The 18,035-nt window shown below is 65.9% G+C and carries 15 protein-coding genes; 2 read left to right on the forward strand and 13 right to left on the reverse strand.

The features are described 5' to 3' along the window. Positions 1–36: 36 nt before the first annotated feature. Positions 37–876, forward strand: coding sequence for an SIR2 family NAD-dependent protein deacylase (locus A5636_RS02695; protein ID WP_065157129.1), 840 nt, complete (start codon positions 37–39; stop codon positions 874–876). Positions 877–1,237: 361 nt separating this feature from the next. On the opposite strand, the gene A5636_RS02705 is transcribed toward A5636_RS02695, so the two are convergent. Beyond that, the gene (locus A5636_RS02705; RefSeq protein WP_065157131.1) at positions 1,238–2,497 is read right to left on the reverse strand and encodes a cytochrome P450; all 1,260 of its coding nucleotides are present in this window, start codon (positions 2,495–2,497) and stop codon (positions 1,238–1,240) included. A 122-nt stretch (positions 2,498–2,619) separates the two neighbouring features. Here A5636_RS02705 and A5636_RS02710 point away from each other — a divergent pair, with 122 nt between their 5' ends. Then, a complete protein-coding gene (locus A5636_RS02710) occupies positions 2,620–3,264 on the forward strand; it encodes a TetR/AcrR family transcriptional regulator (RefSeq protein WP_065157132.1) in 645 nt (214 codons plus the stop codon). Here the strand turns inward: A5636_RS02710 and proB are convergent. The 12 genes from proB to A5636_RS02770 form a co-directional block, all read right to left on the reverse strand. Further along, entirely contained in the window at positions 3,248–4,366 is a 1,119-nt protein-coding gene (proB, locus tag A5636_RS02715; RefSeq protein ID WP_065157133.1) for a glutamate 5-kinase, read from the reverse strand. The two genes, A5636_RS02710 and proB, sit on opposite strands and share 17 nt — an antisense overlap. After that, the gene (obgE, locus tag A5636_RS02720) at positions 4,366–5,805 is read right to left on the reverse strand and encodes a GTPase ObgE (protein WP_065157134.1); all 1,440 of its coding nucleotides are present in this window, start codon (positions 5,803–5,805) and stop codon (positions 4,366–4,368) included. The genes proB and obgE overlap by 1 nt, the downstream gene beginning before the upstream one ends. A gap of 57 nt (positions 5,806–5,862) precedes the next feature. Then, on the reverse strand, positions 5,863–6,129 hold the full coding sequence (gene rpmA, locus A5636_RS02725) for a 50S ribosomal protein L27 (protein ID WP_065157135.1): 267 nt from the start codon (positions 6,127–6,129) through the stop codon (positions 5,863–5,865). Between the two features lie 14 nt (positions 6,130–6,143). Further along, complete coding sequence (gene rplU / locus A5636_RS02730) at positions 6,144–6,455, reverse strand: 50S ribosomal protein L21 (protein ID WP_065157136.1); 312 nt, start codon at positions 6,453–6,455, stop codon at positions 6,144–6,146. Positions 6,456–6,673: 218 nt separating this feature from the next. Next, complete coding sequence (locus A5636_RS02735) at positions 6,674–9,643, reverse strand: Rne/Rng family ribonuclease (RefSeq protein WP_081287550.1); 2,970 nt, start codon at positions 9,641–9,643, stop codon at positions 6,674–6,676. Between the two features lie 318 nt (positions 9,644–9,961). Continuing rightward, positions 9,962–10,372: a nucleoside-diphosphate kinase gene (gene ndk, locus A5636_RS02740; RefSeq protein WP_065157137.1), complete on the reverse strand. Its 411-nt coding sequence runs from the start codon at positions 10,370–10,372 to the stop codon at positions 9,962–9,964. Between the two features lie 365 nt (positions 10,373–10,737). Continuing rightward, entirely contained in the window at positions 10,738–11,100 is a 363-nt protein-coding gene (locus A5636_RS02745) for a DUF4233 domain-containing protein (RefSeq protein ID WP_065157138.1), read from the reverse strand. Further along, positions 11,097–12,539: a bifunctional tetrahydrofolate synthase/dihydrofolate synthase gene (gene folC, locus A5636_RS02750; RefSeq protein ID WP_065157139.1), complete on the reverse strand. Its 1,443-nt coding sequence runs from the start codon at positions 12,537–12,539 to the stop codon at positions 11,097–11,099. Before folC ends, A5636_RS02745 begins: the two co-directional genes overlap by 4 nt. After that, complete coding sequence (locus tag A5636_RS02755) at positions 12,536–15,187, reverse strand: valine--tRNA ligase (RefSeq protein ID WP_065157140.1); 2,652 nt, start codon at positions 15,185–15,187, stop codon at positions 12,536–12,538. Before A5636_RS02755 ends, folC begins: the two co-directional genes overlap by 4 nt. 58 nt (positions 15,188–15,245) lie before the next feature. Then, positions 15,246–15,899: a LysM peptidoglycan-binding domain-containing protein gene (locus A5636_RS02760; RefSeq protein ID WP_065157141.1), complete on the reverse strand. Its 654-nt coding sequence runs from the start codon at positions 15,897–15,899 to the stop codon at positions 15,246–15,248. Between the two features lie 109 nt (positions 15,900–16,008). After that, positions 16,009–16,599, reverse strand: a complete 591-nt coding sequence (locus tag A5636_RS02765) for a DUF937 domain-containing protein (protein WP_065157142.1) — start codon at positions 16,597–16,599, stop codon at positions 16,009–16,011. Between the two features lie 106 nt (positions 16,600–16,705). Continuing rightward, the gene (locus tag A5636_RS02770) at positions 16,706–17,962 is read right to left on the reverse strand and encodes a saccharopine dehydrogenase family protein (RefSeq protein WP_065157143.1); all 1,257 of its coding nucleotides are present in this window, start codon (positions 17,960–17,962) and stop codon (positions 16,706–16,708) included. Between the last annotated feature and the right edge of the window lie 73 nt (positions 17,963–18,035).

Consider the following 18,035-nt stretch of genomic DNA (forward strand, 5'->3'; position numbering starts at 1 on the left):
GTGACGGGGTGTCGATGAATGCTTAGGCTCGGTTGAGTGGAATCTCCCGAACTCGTCGCGCTGCTGTCCGGGCGCCGGGTCGCGGCGCTGACCGGAGCAGGACTTTCCACGGATTCGGGCATACCCGATTACCGCGGACCTGACTCGCCGCCCAGCAATCCTATGACCATTCGCCAGTTCACCGCTGACCCCGCGTTCCGTCAACGATACTGGGCACGCAACCATGTCGGCTGGCGTCATATGGATGACACCCAGCCCAACGCCGGGCACCGGGCGCTGGCCACCTTGGAGAGGGCTGGCGTGGTCACCGGCGTCATCACACAGAACGTCGATCTGCTGCACACCAAAGCTGGCAGCCGCAACGTCGTCAATCTGCACGGCACCTATGCGCAGGTCGCATGTCTCAACTGCGGCCACACCATGACTCGGGCCGCGCTGGCCGAGCAACTGGAGGCCCTCAATCCCGGATTCATCGAGCGGGCCGAAGCGGTCGGCGGCCTGGCGGTGGCGCCCGATGCGGACGCCGTCGTCGCAGACACCGCCGCATTCCGCTACCTCGACTGTCCGCGGTGCGCCGGCATGCTCAAACCCGATATCGTCTACTTCGGCGAGAGTGTCCCCAAAGACCGTGTAGCGCAAGCCTATTCACTGGTGAATGAAGCCGAGGCGCTGCTGGTGGCCGGCTCGTCGCTCACGGTGTTCTCCGGCTACCGGTTCGTGCGGCACGCCGCGGCGGCCGGCATTCCCGTCGCGATTCTCAACCGCGGCCCAACCCGCGGTGACCACCTCGCAGCGGTCAAGGTCGACGGCGGCTGTTCGGAGCTGCTGACCTTGCTGGCCAATGAACTCCCCGGATTGATCAGCGCGTCTTTCTGACCTCGGCGACAAACTGTTGCCCTCGGTTATCGACCACCTGCCACGAGTACGGGCCGATGACCCTGGAACTACCGAGCAGTTGTACTGCGAGCCGCGCGTCCTGCTCGCTGGAAATTCCGTCGACCCGACGGCCGTGCGATGTTGTCAATGCCCACATGATGACTCCCATGTTTCGCTTCGTTGCGACCGGCATGGCGGCCGTCTCTTGATGCGAAAAAGCATGTCGGAGGCGGCTGTACAAAAACTCTAAGAATTCTTGGAACACAACAGCGACACCAGTGACGACACAATTCGGTCACCGCTCAGAGCCAAAGCACAGCACCACGAACCTGCGCGACCGTACTCGCGTGGCGCTGGTTCATCAAATAGTGCAGGGCATGGCCCGGATGGCGTGCACGAAATTGCCCGCCAGATATGCCGGTTCGCCCGCCTGGATGCCCGGCACCTGACGAAGCAACTCGCCGAACATGGCCCGCAACTGGGCACGGGCCACGTGAGCGCCGAGACAGAAGTGCAGTCCGCCACCTCCGAAACCGACGTGCGGGTTGGGGCTGCGGCTCAGGTCGAAACGCTCCGGGTGGTCGAAGGCCTCGGTGTCCCAGTTGCCCGCGGCGTAGAACATGACGACCTTCTCCCCCGCCCGGATGGTCTGTCCGCCGAGCTCGAAATCCGTTGCGGCGGTGCGGCGAAACGTCATCACCGGGGTGGCCCACCTGATGAACTCCTCGACCGCGGTGCCGATGCGGTCATCGAACGACTCCAGTAACCAAGCGCGCTGCTCGGGAAAGTCGGTCAGCGCCTTCAGTGCGTGGCTGATGGTCTGTCGGGTGGTGTCATTGCCGGCCACGGCGAGCAGCACGAAGAAGGCCGCCACCTCGGCGTCGGTAAGCCGGTCGCCATCGACTTCGGCGGTCACCAGGCTGCTGAACAGGTCGTCACCGGGATTTTCGCGCCGCTCGGCGGCCAGTTCACCCGCCACTTGGTGCAGGTACACCTGGTTCTCGAACAGCACCTCCAAGCGGTGACGCCCGTTGAGAAAGACCGGGTCGGCCCACGACACCAATGCATCGGCGGCATGAGCGACCCGCTGCCGCTTGGATTCGGGTATTCCCATCATGTCCGAGAGCGTGCGGATCGGGAGTTCCTTGGCGCAGTGTTCGACGAAATCCGCGCCGCTACCGGCGGCCCGCAACTCCGCCACAATGGCCCTGGCATTCGCATTGATCGATTCCTCGATGCGACGAACCTGCCGGGGGGTGAAGGCGGCGTGGGCGAGTTTGCGCAGCTTGGTGTGCCGCGGCGGGTCCATCGCCAGGAAGGACTGGGACGCTTCGAGCAGTTCCTCGGGGATCGTCGCGAACATCACCCCTTTTCCGGACAGGAAGACCTCGCTGTTGCGACTGACAGCCACGATGTCGGCGCGCCGAGTGACCGCCCAATAACCGGGGTCGTTGGGATCCTCCATCAGATCGTCCTCGACCGGCCGCTGCCAGCTCACCGGGCGCTCGGCGCGCAGCACGGCGAAGGAGCGCTCCCGCTCGGCTGCCGTGGTGGACCAGAACGCGCGCGAGGATAAATCGACGGCGTCATATCGCCTGGCATTGGCAAGCGTCGCTGTCATATCGCGATCCCTCCCTCGGACCGACTATGACGCCGGTCACGCGTGTCCCGACCATATGTCTAGACAGTGTGTCTAGTCAAGGCGTCCATAGGTCCGTTATGCTGCAGCAAATAGGAGGTCCTATGCCGTCCGTCACCCGCAGCCCACAAGCCAATCGGGAGCAGCGCCGCCAGGAGATGGAGCGACGGTTACTCGACGCCACCGAACGGTTGATGCGTGACGGAGCCCGCTTCACCGAACTCAGCGTGGATCGGCTGGCCACCTCGGCGGGCATCTCGCGGGCCAGTTTCTACATCTACTTCGAGGACAAAGGCCACCTGCTGCGCTGCCTCGCCGTGCAGGTATTCACCGACCTGGCCGAGGACGCTGAGCGCTGGTGGGGCGTGTCCGGGCGCCACGACCCCGCGGACGTACAAGCGGCGATGGCCGGCATCGTCAAGAGCTACCGCCGTCACGAACCCGTACTGGTTGCACTCAACGAGGTGGCGGCGTATGACGCGCCGACGGCGGCGACATACCGCGAAATATTGACCGCCATCTCCCGGCGGCTTACCCGGGTGATCGTGGATGGCCAGGCCGACGGCTTGATCCGGCGGGAGCTGCCCGCAGATATCACCGCCAGCGCGTTGACCTGGATGGTGGAGCGGGCCTGCCAACAGAATCTTCCGACCCACCCGGCCGAGGCGGACCCCGAGTACGACGCCCTGCTGACCACTACGCTGACCGAAATTGTCTGGGGCGCACTATATCTCAAACCGGCGCAGTAACCGCGACCAAGTCGTCGGCGTGCACGGCCGGCCGGCGCAACTCGCCCGGCAGATCCGAGGTGGATCGACCCACCATCGTCGTCAGCTCGGTCGCGTCGTAGGCGACGACCCCCCTGGCCACCACGGCTGCGTCGGGCCCACAGATTTCCACGACGTCACCGCCGAAGAACCTGCCCGACACCGCGGTGATGCCTGCGGGCAGCAGCGAGCGGCGTTGCCCGATTACCGCGCGTACCGCTCCCTCGTCCAGGGTGAGGGAACCGGTGGATTCGGCGGCGTAGCGAACCCAGAACCGCCGCGCCGACATGCGCTCGGCCCGGGGAGCGAAGACCGTGCCCACCGAGGCGTCGGTCAGCGCAGCGGCGGCGACGGTCGCGGGCGCCAGCAAGACGGGAACCCCGGCGTCGGCGGCCAGCAGAGCCGACGACATCTTCGAGGCCATGCCCCCGGTTCCGAGATGACTGCTCTGGCCGGCCACCACACCGGCCAAATCGGCCGGGCCGGTTACTTCCGGAATGAACCTAGCGCTTGGGTTTTTTCGTGGATCCGAGTCGTAGAGACCGTCGATGTCGGACAGCAGCACCAGGGCGTCCGCGCCAACCAGGTGTGCCACCAACGCCGACAGGCGATCGTTGTCACCGAACCGGATCTCGTTGGTGGCCACCGTGTCGTTCTCGTTGACTATCGCCACCGCATGCAGCGCGCGCAACCGGGCCAGGGTCCGCTGGGCGTTGTTGTGCTGCACCCGCATCGAGATGTCATGTGCGGTCAACAGCACCTGCCCCACCGTGCGGCCGTACCGGGCGAATGCGGCGCTCCACGAGTTGACCAACGCGACCTGCCCCACGCTGGCGGCGGCCTGCTTGGTCGCCAAATCCTTTGGACGGCGCGGCAATCCGAGTGGCTCCAGGCCGGCCGCGATAGCACCCGAGGAGACGATGACGACGTCGGAGCCCGCCTGCGTGCGCGTCTCGATGGCATCGGCGAGTTCGGCCAGTCGGCCGGCGTCGAACATGCCCGCCTCGGTGGTCAAGGCGGTGGTACCGACCTTGACGACGACGCTGCGCGCGGTCCGAATGGCCTCCCGGTGCGGGCTGACCATCAGCCGTCACCGTGTTCGCGACGCTGCCGTCGCGCGGCCTTCCGCTCTGCCGCGCCGACCCGATCGTTGCGTTCCAGCCGCGCATCGGTTCCCCGGCCGGTCAGCGGAACCTGCCCTCCCGCAGGCGTTTGCGGCTCCCAGTCGAAAGTCATCTCGCCGATGGTCACCGCACAGCCGGGGCGAGCACCGAGCCGCAGCAGTTCGTCCTCCACGCCCAGGCGTGCCAGACGATCGGCGAGATAGCCGACTGCTTCGTCGTTGTCGAAGTCGGTCTGGCCGATCCAGCGCTCGGGGCGCGCGCCGCTCACCACGAACCCGCCGTCACCGTCGGGTTGCACGGTGAAGCCACTGTCGTCGACGGGCACCGGACGGATCACCGGACGTCGTGGCACCACGATCGGACGGGCAGCATTGTATTCCGAGATTATCTGCCAGAGCCCGAAGATCAACGGCTGCAAACCTTCTCGGGTCGCGGTAGACACCATGAACACCGGCCAACCACGCTCGGCGATCTCGTCGCGGACGAACTCAGCCAGCTCACGCGCTTCGGGCACGTCAATCTTGTTGAGTACCACCGCCCGTGGCCGATCGGCGAGGTCCTCGAGCGCCACGTCGCCCTGCAGGGTAGGGGTGTAGGCCGCGAGTTCGGCTTCCAGCGCGTCGATGTCGGAGATCGGGTCTCGGCCTGGTTCTGCGGTGGCGCAGTCGACCACGTGGACCAGCACCGCACACCGCTCGATGTGGCGCAAGAAGTCCAGTCCCAGCCCGCGGCCTTCGGATGCGCCCGGAATCAACCCGGGCACGTCGGCGACGGTGAATGCATGCTCCCCCGCTGACACCACGCCCAGATTCGGCACCAGTGTGGTGAAGGGGTAGTCGGCGATCTTGGGTTTGGCCGCCGAGATGACCGAGACCAGCGACGACTTGCCCGCCGAGGGGAACCCGACCAGGCCCACATCGGCGACGGTCTTGAGTTCGAGGGTCAGGTCGCGGGCCTGGCCGGGCTCACCGAGCAGGGCAAAGCCAGGGGCCTTGCGGGCGCGGGAGGCCAGCGCGGCGTTGCCCAGACCACCACGGCCGCCAGCGGCCGCCTCGAAGCGGGTGCCGACGCCGACCAGGTCGGCCAGCAGACGGCCGTTCTCGTCGAGCACGACGGTGCCGTCCGGAACCTTGACTTCCAGGTCCGCGCCGGCGGCACCGTCGCGGTTGTTGCCCATGCCCTGTTTTCCCGAAGGCGCGGTGACATGGGGGCGGAAGTGAAAGTCGAGCAGGGTGTGCACCTGCGGGTCGACGACAAAGATGATGCTGCCGCCCCGCCCGCCGTTCCCGCCGTCGGGTCCGCCCAACGGCTTGAATTTCTCGCGGTGTACGGAGGCGCAGCCGTTCCCGCCGGAACCGGCGCGTGCGTGGATTACGACCCGATCGACGAATCGAGGCATCGGGCTTCCCCTCAATCAGCCAACGGACGCGTGGTCAGCCACACGCCCGCGCTGCGCTCAGTCGGCGCTCTGCCCGGCTGTGACGATGTTGACGGTCTTACGGCCGTGCTTCACACCGAACTGGACCGCGCCGGACTCCTTGGCGAACAACGTGTCGTCCCCACCGCGGCCCACATTGACGCCTGGGTGGAACTTGGTGCCGCGCTGACGGACCAGGATCTCCCCGGCCTTGACGACCTGGCCGCCGAATCGCTTGACCCCTAGCCGCTGAGCGGCTGAGTCACGACCGTTGCGTGAGCTGGAAGCGCCTTTTTTGTGTGCCATGTCTGCCGCCTCTACTACTTGATCCCGGTGACCTTGAGGACCGTCAGCTGCTGACGGTGTCCCTGCCGCTTGTGGTAGCCGGTCTTGTTCTTGAACTTGTGGATGCGGATCTTGGGGCCCTTGGTGTGCTCGAGCACCTCACCAGTAACCGCGACCTTGGCCAGCGCGTCGGCGTCGGTCGTGACGTCGGCGCCGTCGACGACCAGGGCGACCGGCAGCGACACACTCGCGCCGGGCTCGGACTCGAGCTTCTCGACCTTGACGACGTCGCCCACGGCGACTTTGTACTGCTTGCCGCCGGTCTTGACGATTGCGTAGGTCGCCATCGGTGCTCCTGCCTCTTCTGTCTTCTACCTGCGTCGCGCGCGTGTCAGCGACGGTGCGCGTGGTGGTCTGGGGTGCGGGCCCTCGGCAAGCCTTCAAGTCCCGCTGTCGTCGAACACATCCATCCGCCGAGCGGAGGCCTGACGACAACTGTCCAAGGGTACGTGACCAGCGGCTACAGGGTCAAACCGGCTAGTGTCCGCGCTGCACCCCAGGTGAATCAATCGACGTGCATCGGTGGACCGGCTGGCCTGCCCGCCGCGCGCCGCCTGCGGGGCCGAGCCGATACCTCGGCGACGCCTGCGTCCTCGTTGTCGTCGGTGTCGTCATCCGAGTCCTCGTCGTCCTCCGAGTCCTCCGAGTCCTCATCGTCATCCTCGTCGTCATCGTCGCTGTGGTCGTCGCTGTCGTCGTCGTCGCTGTCGTCGTCGTCGCTGTCGTCGATGAGGTCTTCGTCGTCGAGTTCGTCGACGTCCTCGTCGTCGTCATCGTCCTCGTCGTCCTCGTCATCATCGTCATCGGCGTCGTCATCGTCATCGGCGTCGTCATCGTCGTCATCGGCGAGGTCGTCCTCGTCCTCGTCCTCGTCGAGTTCGTCCTCGTCGGTGTCCTCGAAGTCTTCGGCGTTCTCGGCGGTATTGGTGTGGTCGGCGTCATCCGAAGCGGCGGCGCCGGCCTTTGTGGTCTGCTCGTCGACCTCAGCGGACGATTCGTCACCGGTGTCATCGGTGTCGTCGTCGTCGCGTGCGGATGCGCCCGCGGCCATCGCCTTGAACATTGGGTGCTCGCCCGGCGCGTGCGACGGGACCTTCGCGACCACGCTCTTGTCGCCGGTGTCCTCGGTCCGGGCCTTCTTCGACCGCCGGCTACGCCGTCCACCACCGGACTCGGATTTGCGGCCGGCGGCGGGTGCCGAGTCCACCGGGTCGGCGTGCAGCATGATGCCGCGACCGGCGCAGTGCGGACACGACGTCGAGAACGCCTCGATCAGTCCGGTTCCCAGCCGTTTGCGAGTCAACTGCACCAGACCCAGCGAAGTGACCTCGGAGACCTGGTGACGGGTGCGGTCGCGGGCGAGCGCTTCGGTCAGGCGGCGCAGCACCAGGTCACGGTTCGACTCAAGCACCATGTCGATGAAGTCGATGACCACGATGCCGCCGATATCGCGCAGCCGTAACTGGCGGACGATCTCCTCGGCCGCCTCGAGGTTGTTCTTGGTGACCGTCTGTTCCAAGTTGCCACCGGACCCGGTGAACTTGCCGGTGTTGACGTCGACGACCGTCATTGCTTCGGTCCGGTCGATCACCAGCGTGCCGCCGGACGGCAGCCACACCTTGCGGTCCATAGCCTTGGCCAGTTGTTCGTCGATGCGGTGGACCGCGAAAACATCCGGTCCGGACTGGCCTTCCGGCCCGGCCGGGGCCTCGTACTTGGTCAGTTTCGAAACGAGATCGGGCGCAACGGAACTCACGTATTCATTGATCGTCGACCAGGCCTCGTCTCCGGAGACGATCAGCCCGGAGAAGTCCTCGTTGAACAGGTCGCGGATGACCTTGACCAGGACGTCCGGCTCTTCGTAGAGCGCTACCGCCGCCCCGGCGGCCTTCTTCTTGGTCTCGGCGGCCTTGGCGTCGATCTGGTTCCAACGTTCCTGCAATCGGGTGACGTCGCCACGGATGTCTTCCTCTTTGACCCCCTCCGACGCGGTGCGGATGATGACGCCGGCGTCGGCGGGCACCACCTCGCGCAGGATCTCCTTGAGTCGTTGCCGTTCGGTGTCGGGGAGCTTGCGGCTGATGCCGGTGGATGACGCACCGGGCACATAGACCAGATAGCGTCCCGCCAGCGATACCTGCGTGGTGAGCCGTGCGCCCTTGTGTCCGACCGGGTCCTTGCTGACCTGCACCACGATGTAGTCGCCGGGCTTGAGGGCCTGCTCGATCTTGCGGTCTGTCCCGCCCAGACCGGCTGCCTCCCAATTGACTTCGCCCGCGTAGAGCACGCCGTTGCGACCGCGGCCGATGTCGACGAAGGCCGCCTCCATCGACGGCAGCACGTTCTGCACGATGCCGAGGTAGATGTTGCCCACCAAAGAAGCCGAAGCCGCGGACGTCACAAAATGCTCCACCACGATGCCGTCTTCGAGCACCGCGATCTGGGTGTAGCGGGCGCCGGGATGCGGTGGCTCGGTGCGAACACGGTCGCGCACCACCATCACCCGCTCGACTGCTTCCCGCCGAGCCAGGAATTCGGCTTCGGTCAGGACCGGCGGACGGCGTCGTCCCGCGTCGCGGCCGTCCCGACGGCGCTGGCGCTTGGCCTCCAGTCGGGTCGAGCCATCGATTCCCTTGATCTCCCCGGAACCGGAGTCGGACCCATTGCCCGAACCTTGCTTGCCGCCAGTGCGCGGCGCGCGCTCGTGCACCACTGTGTTCGGCGGGTCGTCGGGTGCCGGACCGTCGTCGCCGTCGTCTGCGGCGCCTGACTTGCGTCGTCTGCGGCGCCGGCGCCGACGGGTGGCACCTTCGGTCGAGTCGTTCTCGTCGTCACCGTTCTCGCTGTCGTCGCCGTCGTCGGAGTCCTTGTCGTCCGACTCGCTGTCCTCCCCGGCGCGCGTTTCGGTGTCGGTGCCGGCATTCGGGCCCTCACCGTCCGCACCGTTCTGTTCACCGCGCCCGCGCCCGCGTCCGCGTCGGCCCCGCCGACGCCGCTTGTTGGCCGGCCGGTCCGCCTGATCGTCGTCCTGCTCATCGTCGGATTCGTCCGCCCCGGCGACGTCCACGTCATCGGAATAGTCATCGGAGTCGTCGTCGTCGACGCGACCCTGAGCGGGCTCACGCACAGGCTGCGGCGCAACGAACAGCGGCATGTAATGCGGTCGCTCGGCGGCCGGCTCAAGCATCAGCCGCGACTCCGGTTCGGCGGCCTCCTCGGACGCTTCGGGTGCCGGCGATTCTGTGGGAGCGTCCGGCTGGGCGGCCAGCAGGTCCCGCACGCGTACCGCGTCGACGTGATCGACACTCGAGTGCGCGCTGCGGATCCGCCCGTCAAGGGCAGCCAACGCATCCAGCACCCGCCTGCTGGTGGTCCCCAGCGTTCGGGCGAGCGAATGGACTCTCAAGCGTTCGGGCAGGTCCGCACGCTGTGCCGGTTCGTTTGCTGGGTCGGAAGATGGGGCACCGTCTACCACGTATTCTCCTCAAGCCCCCGGGCGCGTCGTCCTATCGACGCGGCCACGCGAGGGCTGCGCTATGAGTCCGGGTGGTTCTCCCGGACTTGTAATGGTCTCGCCCCGAGCGGCTCACGGTGAGCCCACTCGGCGCCGTGCTGAATGACGGCTCAACATGCTGCGCCGAACCGCGGACTGGCGGTAGTCGCGCTTGTCAAAGTCTTCATTCGGGTCTCTGACGCCGGTTCGACGACATTCACCCGCAGCCAGTATCCCACATCACTCAAAAAGCTCACGAACCCCTGAGGTGCGAGCTTTCAGGAAGCCCGAAGAAGGTCCCTAAATGCCGGGAAACCAGAGCTCGATTTCGCGTTGCGCCGATTCGGGCGAATCCGAGCCGTGGACCAGGTTGAACTGCGTTTCCAGGCCGAAATCCCCGCGGATCGTGCCGGGGGTGGCCTTCTCCACCGGGTCGGTGCCGCCGGCGAGCTGGCGGAATGCAGAGATCGCGCGCGTCCCCGACACCACAGCCGCCACCACCGGTCCGGACGTGATGAACTCCAGCAACGACCCGAAGAACGGCTTGCCGTCGTGTTCGGCGTAGTGATTGCGGGCCAGGTCGTCGTCGACGGTCCGCAGCTCCAGAGCCGCGATGGTGAGGCCTTTGCGCTCGATGCGGCTGAGTATCTCGCCAATCAACTGACGTTGCACGCCGTCGGGCTTGATCAATACGAGGGTCCGTTCAGTCACGCTGCACACAGTAAAGGGCCGCGCAGCGATCCCCAAGCCGGGTCGGCGTCGCGAGCCTGGGCTGAGGGCATTCATCCTGCGCTCACTGCCATGGACACGCCGGTACGGACGCGCTGAGCGCAGGGTCGACACGGTGAACGCAGGGTCGACACGCTGAGCGCAGGGTCGACACCGTGAACGCAGGGTCGACACCATGAACGCAGGGTCGACACGGTGAGCGCAGGGCCGACACCATGAGCGCAGGGTCGACACGGTGAACGCAGTGTCGACGCGGTGAACGCAGTACCGACGCGGTGAACGCAGCGCCGACACGCTGAACGCAGTACCGACACGGTGAACGCAGCGCCGACGCGCTGCGCGCAGGCTCAGGATGACGGCGGCTGCTGCCGACGCCGCACCTCGGCGCGCAGGTAGACGATGAGCGCCCACACGCCGGCGAACAGCACACCGATAAATCCAACCGCGGGGTCCACCAGGTAACCACCGACCAAAACGAGCTGAACACCAAGATTCACCCAGATCGCCCACGGTCTGCGCTGCAGTCCGGCCAACACCACCAACAACACGGCCATCCCGATCAGGAACCCTAACGACACGGGGGTCAATCCGCGCCCGACGGCGCCCACCACCGGGATCGCCAGCAGCACCGTGATCGCCTCCAGGATGAGCGTCCCGGCCATCACCCCCGCGAAGCTCTTCCACGGGTCCGCCGGCGGCTGATCGGTCATTCGGGATCACGACCGAACAGGCTTCGGGCGACACCGGCGGTGACGACCGATCCGGTGATGACGATCCCCGCGCCGGATAGTGTCCCGTCGACTCCGTCTGCCATACCCGCCGCGTCCACCAACTCGGTCGCGGCGTCGATGGCATCGCGCATGTTCTCGGCGGTCACCACCCGATCCGGTCCGAATTTCTGGTGCGCCGCCAATGCCAGCGATTCGACGTCGAGCGCGCGAGGCGACCCGTTATGCGTCACGACCACGTGATCGAACACCGGCTCCAGCGCGGCCAGAATGCCATCCACGTCCTTGTCCGAAAGCACGCTGATCACCCCGACCAGCGTCCGGAAGTCGAACTCGTCAGCCAGGGTCTGCGCAAGGGCTGCGGCCCCGGCCGGATTGTGCGCAGCATCGATGAAGACCGTGGGGCCATTGCGCATCCGCTCGAGTCGGCCCGGGCTGATCACAGCTGCAAAACCGGCTCTGACCAGGTCTACGTCGAGTTGGCGTTGCGCACCCGCACCAAAAAAGGCTTCGACTGCGGCCAACGCCACCACCGCGTTGTGCGCCTGGTGCTCCCCGTGCAACGGCAGGTAGATGTCGGAGTACACCCCACCCAGGCCCTGTAACTCGAGCACCTGCCCCCCGATGGCGACCTGCCGGCCCACCACGGCGAACTCCGAATCCTCCCGGGCTACGGCGGCGTCGGCCCGGACCGTTTCGGCCAGTAGCACTTCCATTGCAGCAGGGACCTGTCGTCCGATGATCGCGACGGTGTCGGGCGCACCCTCGGGGGCGCGGGTGATGATGCCCGCTTTCTCCCCTGCGATGCCGGCGATGTCGGCGCCGAGGTAGTCGACGTGGTCGACGCTGATCGGGGTGACCACAGCTACGGGCGCATTGAGCACGTTCGTAGCGTCCCAACGGCCGCCCATACCCACTTCGACCACGGCGACGTCGACCGGAGCGTCCGCGAATGCCGCGAACGCCATTGCGGTCAGGACCTCGAACTTGCTCATCGCCGGACCACCGGCCGCCTGCGATTGCTGGTCGACCAGGTGAACGTACGGTTCGATCTCCCGATAGGTCTCCACGTACCGAGCCGGTGAGATTGCCTTGCCATCGATCGAAATGCGTTCCACCGCCGACTGCAGGTGCGGGCTGGTGGTGCGACCGGTGCGCTGCTGGAAGGCAGTGATCAACGCGTCGACCATGCGGGCCACCGACGTCTTGCCGTTGGTGCCCGCGATGTGGATCGAGGGATAACTCAATTGCGGGGATCCGAGCAGGTCCATCAGCGCGCTGATGCGGGTCAGACTGGGCTCGATGCGGGTCTCGGGCCAGCGCTGATCCAGCAGATGCTCCACCTGCAACAGGGACGCAATCTCGTCCGGGGTGGGCGCGAGCGAAGCGCCCGAATCCCATTCGGGTGTATCAGAAGTCATTGCAGCGCAGCCAACCTGGCTGTGATCCGGTCGGATTCTTCCTGCGCCAGTTCCTGACGCGCGCGAATCTTTCCGACGACGGCCTCCGGCGCCTTGGCCAGGAAGTCCGCATTGCCCAGTTTGGCCGCGGTGGCCGTCAACTCCTTTTGCGCTGCGGCCAAGTCCTTTTCCAGACGGCGGCGTTCGGCGGCCACGTCGATGGTCCCCGACGTGTCGAGTTCGACGACTACCGTGGCCGCGCTCAGGCGCACCTCGAGCGATGCCGAGGCGCGAAAATCGTTGTCCGGCATCGTCAGCCAGGCCAGCGACATCACCGCGGGTACCTGGTTACCCAGATCGGACTCCTCGACCCCGACCAACCGGGCCGGCACCTTCTGCCGATCAGCCAGGCCTTGATCGCTGCGGAACCGCCGCACCTCGGTCACCAACTTCTGCATATCGGTGATCCGTTGAGCCGCAACCGGATCAAGGGCAAACCCGGAGGGATCCGGCCATTCGGCGATGACCAACGATTCCTGATGCGTCAAAGCCTGCCACAGCGCCTCGGTGATGAACGGAATGACCGGATGCAGCAGCCGCAGTAATGTGTCCAGACCCGCGGCCAACACGGCCGTGGTGTGGGTGCTGCCTTGGCTTAGTTGGGTTTTGGCCAATTCGAGGTACCAGTCGCAGAACTCATCCCAGGCGAAGTGGTAGAGCGCTTCACAGGCCCGGCCGAACTCGTAGCTGTCGAAGGCCGAATCCACTTCCGCGCGAACCTCTTCCAGCCGGCCCAGGATCCAGCGGTCCGCGTCGGTGAGTTCGTCAGGCGGGGGAAGCGGCGCGAGCGCCGCGCCGTTCATCAGGGCGTAGCGCGTCGCGTTGAACAGCTTGGTGCCGAAGTTGCGGGACGCCCGGACGGCATCCTCGCCGATGGCGAGGTCACCACCGGGGCTGGCGCCGCGGGCCAGGGTGAAGCGCAATGCGTCGGCGCCGAACTTGTCCATCCAGTCCAGCGGATCGATCACGTTGCCCTTGGATTTGCTCATCTTGCGGCCGAATTCGTCACGGATGAGACCGTGCAGAAAGACGTCGGTGAACGGCACCTGTGGGCCCCGTTGACCCTCGAGCGTGATGGCTTCGTCGCCCCCGACGAAGGTCCCGAACATCATCATCCGGGCCACCCAGAAAAACAGGATGTCGTATCCGGTGACCAGCACACTGGTCGGATAGAACTTCTCCAGCTCGGTGGTCTGGGCCGGCCAACCGAGCGTGGAGAACGGCCACAGCGCCGAGGAGAACCAGGTGTCCAGTACATCCGGGTCCTGCTCCCACCCTTCCGGCGGCGTGTCGTCGGGACCGACACATACCATTTCGCCGTCGGGTCCGTACCAGATCGGGATGCGGTGACCCCACCACAACTGGCGCGAGATGCACCAGTCGTGCATATCGTCCACCCAGGAGAACCACCGAGGTTCCAGGCTGGCGGGGTGAATCACGGTGTCGCCGTTGCGAACCGCGTCTCCGGCGGCTTTGGCCATCGATTCCACCCGGACCCACCATTGCAACGACAAGCGTGGTTCGATCGGTTCGCCGCTACGCTCGGAGTGCCCGACGCTGTGCAGGTAGGGCCGCTTCTCCTCGACGACCCGGCCCTGCGCGGCCAGCGCCTCGCGCACCGCTATCCTTGCCTCAAAGCGGTCCATGCCGTCGAATTGCGTTCCGGTGTTGGCGATTCGGCCCTTGGTGTCCATGATCGAAGGCATCGGCAACTGGTGGCGCATCCCGATCTCGAAGTCATTCGGGTCGTGTGCCGGCGTGACTTTGACTGCGCCGGTGCCGAATTTAGGGTCCACGTGCTCGTCGGCGACGACAACCATCTCCCGCTCCACAAACGGGTGCGCCAGGGTGGTGCCCACCAGGTGGCGGTACCGGTCGTCCTCGGGATGGACCGCGATGGCAGTGTCGCCGAGCATGGTCTCGACGCGGGTGGTGGCCACGACGATGTGGGGTTGCGAGTCGTCCAGCGAGCCGTAGCGGAACGAGACCAGCTCACCTTCGACGTCCTGATAGTTGACTTCCAGGTCGGAGATAGCCGTCTCCAGCACCGGTGACCAGTTGACCAGCCGCTCGGCCTGGTAGATCAGCCCGCCATCGTAGAGCCGCTTGAAAATGGTGCGCACCGCCCGCGACAATCCTTCGTCCATGGTGAACCGGTCCCGGCTCCAGTCCACGCCGTCGCCGAGCCGGCGCATCTGAGCGCCGATCGCGCCGCCGGACTCCCGCTTCCAGTCCCACACCTTCTCGACGAACAGTTCGCGCCCGAAGTCTTCTTTGGTCTTCCCGTCGGCAGCCAGCTGCTTTTCCACCACGCTCTGGGTGGCGATGCCGGCGTGATCCATGCCGGGTTGCCAGAGCACTTCGTACCCCTGCATGCGCTTACGCCTGGTCAGCGCGTCCATCATGGTGTGCTCGAGCGCATGGCCCATGTGCAGGCTGCCGGTGACGTTCGGCGGCGGCAGCACGATCGAGTATCCGGGTTTGGTGCTGTGCGGGTCCGCGGCGAAGTAGCCGGCATCCAGCCACTTCTGATAGATCGCGTCCTCCATCGCGGCCGGATCCCACGACTTGGGCAACTGGTCGTCGGCGGGTTCGCGGTTGGGGGTCACCGGTCAATTCTAGGAACCGCCCGCCGCGCCCGTGTATCGGCCCGAATCCGCAGGACGATCAGGGGATGGTGAGCACCTGGCCCGGGTAGATCAGGTCGGGGTTCGGAATCCCACTCGCGTCCGCGATCGCGTGGTATCTGCTGCCGTCGCCGTAGAACCGCTCGGCGATCGCCCACAACGTGTCGCCGGACTCGACGGTGTAAGTCCGCGCGGCGGGCTCGGGCGCGGGTTCGGGCGGGGTTTCCGGAGCTGCTTCTCCGACCGGCTCGGCGACCGCCTGGTCACCGGGCGCCGGCCCATCCTGAGAGATGCCCTTGTCATCGAGGTCGTCCAGGTTGTTTGGGGCAGGCTCGGCGACCGGTTCGGGTGGCGGCGGCGCGTCGGTCTCGGTCTTGGTCGACCAGGCCGGCCCGTCCGCTGCGTAGAGCACCAGATTGCGATCGTCCTGCAAGACGAGCCTTACCTGCTTCTTGCCCTTGGTGTCGGTGTGCCAAATCGGCTTGTCCGCCGTGTAGACAACGAAGTTGCCGTCGCGCTGCACTTCGGCGCGGACCACTTCCTGACCGTTGGTCGACGTGGACCACAGTGGCTTGCCGCGGGAGGCGAGCACCAGGTTGCCGTCGTCTTGCAGGGTGAGCGTGTAGGCGCCGTTGTTGGAGACCAGCGATTCTCCGCGTACCAGTTTCTGTCCTTCGTGCAGCGTGTCTGCCATGAGTTCCTCTCGTTGCATTCGTCGACGTTCCTGATACCCCGGAACGCAATCCTGTTAATCCTTCGAACGCCACATCCGCTGTGCTGAACGAAATTCGTTGCGGCGCCTACTATTTCTTTCCACCGAACAAACCGCCGAGGATATTGCCGAGCCCGCCGCCCTTACCGCCCAGCACACTGCCGAGGATGCCGCCGAGGGGCTTGTCGTTTCCGCCGCCCAGGATGCTGCCGAGAATGTCACTCAGGCCGCCCGAGCCCTTCTGCTGCGTGCTGGACTCCTGCCCTGCGCCGGAGTCAAGCTGTTTTCCGATGTAGGCCAACACGATCGGCAGCACCACTGGTAGCAATTGCTTGAAGAGTTCGCTGTTGCCCGTCCCGCCGCTGGCCAGTGCGGACGCGACTTCGCCGGTGTCCTTGCCGCCGAACAGTGTGGAGACCGTTTGGTGCCCGTCATTTTCGTCCACTTGATCCAGGGTCGGGCCGCCGCCGCCGGCATCGAGCAGACCGCGGGCGGCGTGACCGCTGGCCGCGGACTCGATCTTGCCGGCGTGTTCGGGATCCTCCGAATGTTGTTGCAGCCCACTGAGCAGGACCGGCACCAGCGTATGCACCGCCTTGTCGATCTCTGCCTGATCAGTGCCTAGCCTGGTCGCGAGTTCGGCTGTAGGAATCCGCTGATAAAGATCGTCAAGGTCGGCCATCGCTCTCCGCCTTCGTCGCTGGTTCGTCGGGGCGAGTCATCTACGACAGTAGACTCACCCGATCTGGATCGACACCCTCTGGCGCTGAACGATTTCAACTCGCATGTCAAGCCAACTTCTCGGTCTGCAGTGAGACACCCGCTGCCGGGAACCGGTCCAGCAGAGCGTCACCCATTGCCGCCGCCGGAGTGAGGACGCCATGCAGGTCGGGGAGCTTATCGCGGTCTTTGGCCAGTGCCAGACCGCACTCACCCAGCAGCACCGACGTCGCCTTATAACCCGGGTCGCCCCGTTGCTCCATCCGCGCTACGTAGCGCGCGCCCGAGGTGGTCGTGGTGTACGTCTCCACCTTGTAGAAACCGCGTTCCCGCGTCGACTCGCTGGGACCACTGCCGGGTTTGGGGACGACGCGTTCCACCAGGCCCCGCGGCAGCCGGTGGAAGACGCGGCTGCCGACGGCGAACATCGCGTTGCCGAAGCCGGTCATGGCGGCCGACGCGACCGGCGCCAGCGGCGACGAACCCACGCTCATGGTTTCGGTGTAGCGGAACTCGCGACCGTAAGCCCAGTCCAGTAAAGCGTTGCTGCGTCGCACAATTCGGGTGTTATACGGCGCCATCAAGAAGCCTGCCGTCCATATTCCGCTCAGTTCGGGCGCGAGTTGACTCCCACGACGCAGCGGGAGGTCGGGTTGCTTCCCCAACTCCGGTTCTGCCCCGCGGTCACTGCTCAAGGTGTACGGGTCGGCCATCTGACGGCGTGCGTCGGGGTCGCTGGAGGCGGTACGCAACACCTCCAGCACCGAGGCGATGGTGCCCCCGGATGCGCCGCCCCGCAATGAGCGGACAACGAAGTTGGTGTCAGCCAGGTCCCCGGCGCCGTCTTCGCGCGCGGCGCGGTACAGCGCGTAGACACTCAGATCCGAGGGAACCGAGTCGAACCCGCAGGCGTGCACGATCCGGGCACCGGTGTCGGCAGCCTGCTTGTGGTAGAGGTCAATGCTTTCGCGGACAAACATTGCCTCACCGGTCAGGTCCGCGTAGTCGGTGCCGGCCGCGGCACATGCGGCCACCACCGGCAGTCCGTAATGGGTGTAGGGGCCGACAGTGGTGATGACGACCCGGGTGCGAGCGGCCATCTCATTGAGCGATTCCGGGGACGAGGCGTCGGCGGTAACTAATTGCCAGGACTGCGCGGACGACCCGAGACTCTTGCGGACCGCCTCCAAGCGCTCGGTCGATCTGCCCGCCAGCGCAATGCGTGCGTCTCCCCCTGCCCGGGCAAGGTAGTCGGCGGTCAGCTTCCCGACGAAGCCGGTCGCTCCGTACACAATGATGTCGAATTCGCGTGGCGTATCGGTCACCTGCTTGACGCTACTCCGGGCCGAAACGACGAAATGCCGGGCTGGTTAGCCCGGCATTTGTCGCTATTCGTTA

The sequence above is a fragment of the Mycobacterium asiaticum genome (assembly GCF_001673315.1).
GTDB lineage: Bacteria > Actinomycetota > Actinomycetes > Mycobacteriales > Mycobacteriaceae > Mycobacterium > Mycobacterium asiaticum_B.

What these genes read in the sequence shown, in the direction of transcription:
- A5636_RS02705 (WP_065157131.1), bottom strand. Translation starts at nt 2,497, where the DNA reads ATGACAGCGACGCTTGCCAATGCCAGGCGATATGACGCCGTCGATTTA.
- A5636_RS02710 (WP_065157132.1), top strand. Translation starts at nt 2,620, where the DNA reads ATGCCGTCCGTCACCCGCAGCCCACAAGCCAATCGGGAGCAGCGCCGC.
- proB (WP_065157133.1), bottom strand. Translation starts at nt 4,366, where the DNA reads ATGGTCAGCCCGCACCGGGAGGCCATTCGGACCGCGCGCAGCGTCGTC.
- obgE (WP_065157134.1), bottom strand. Translation starts at nt 5,805, where the DNA reads ATGCCTCGATTCGTCGATCGGGTCGTAATCCACGCACGCGCCGGTTCC.
- rpmA (WP_065157135.1), bottom strand. Translation starts at nt 6,129, where the DNA reads ATGGCACACAAAAAAGGCGCTTCCAGCTCACGCAACGGTCGTGACTCA.
- rplU (WP_065157136.1), bottom strand. Translation starts at nt 6,455, where the DNA reads ATGGCGACCTACGCAATCGTCAAGACCGGCGGCAAGCAGTACAAAGTC.
- A5636_RS02745 (WP_065157138.1), bottom strand. Translation starts at nt 11,100, where the DNA reads ATGACCGATCAGCCGCCGGCGGACCCGTGGAAGAGCTTCGCGGGGGTG.
- folC (WP_065157139.1), bottom strand. Translation starts at nt 12,539, where the DNA reads ATGACTTCTGATACACCCGAATGGGATTCGGGCGCTTCGCTCGCGCCC.
- A5636_RS02760 (WP_065157141.1), bottom strand. Translation starts at nt 15,899, where the DNA reads ATGGCAGACACGCTGCACGAAGGACAGAAACTGGTACGCGGAGAATCG.
- A5636_RS02765 (WP_065157142.1), bottom strand. Translation starts at nt 16,599, where the DNA reads ATGGCCGACCTTGACGATCTTTATCAGCGGATTCCTACAGCCGAACTC.